The following is a 534-nucleotide window of genomic DNA, read 5'->3' on the forward strand; positions in this document are numbered from 1 at the left end:
GATGTTTTCTTTCAGCATTCAATAATTTAATTTTTTCAATCACTTGAGAATTAGGTTTCCACTGTTGAAGATCCATATAATTTTTCAGTAAAAACACAGCAATACGTTCGCTGTCAATTTTATCATTTTTACCTCTAACTAATCCCATGCTCTTTTTTAAATGTAAAGGATTTATGACATAAACAGTAAAAGAATGTTGAATTAATACGTTGTAAAGAAGGGTGTTAAATCGACCTGTATTCTCCATTCCAATTAGAACATTTTGTTTCTCAATAAATTGTTTCAAAAAAGATTTGATAGCTTTTTCAGTATTAGCAATAGTATCAAAACGATTCACTCCATTTTCTTGAATGCAGATGTCTAAAGTTAATTTACTCACATCAATACCAATAACAATTTTTTCCATAAATTTGAATTTAATGAGAAGAGAAACTTATCAATAACTCGATTCCTTACTAATGGGTTTTTAACCCGAATTTCTATTTGAGAATTTGATAAGAAAGAGTTGAGTCTTAATCAGAATATGAGATTATA

The 534-nt window shown here is 27.7% G+C and carries 1 protein-coding gene; it reads right to left on the reverse strand.

Going from position 1 to position 534, the window contains the following annotated elements:
* Positions 1-406, reverse strand: a 406-nt coding sequence (locus EAH69_RS01280; RefSeq protein WP_147439060.1) for an IS110 family transposase, incomplete at its 3' end; no start/stop codon positions are given.
* Positions 407-534 lie beyond the last annotated feature (128 nt).

Origin of the sequence: Faecalibacter macacae, from assembly GCF_003687725.1 — a bacterium.
GTDB classification, from domain to species: Bacteria; Bacteroidota; Bacteroidia; order Flavobacteriales; family Weeksellaceae; genus Empedobacter; species Empedobacter macacae.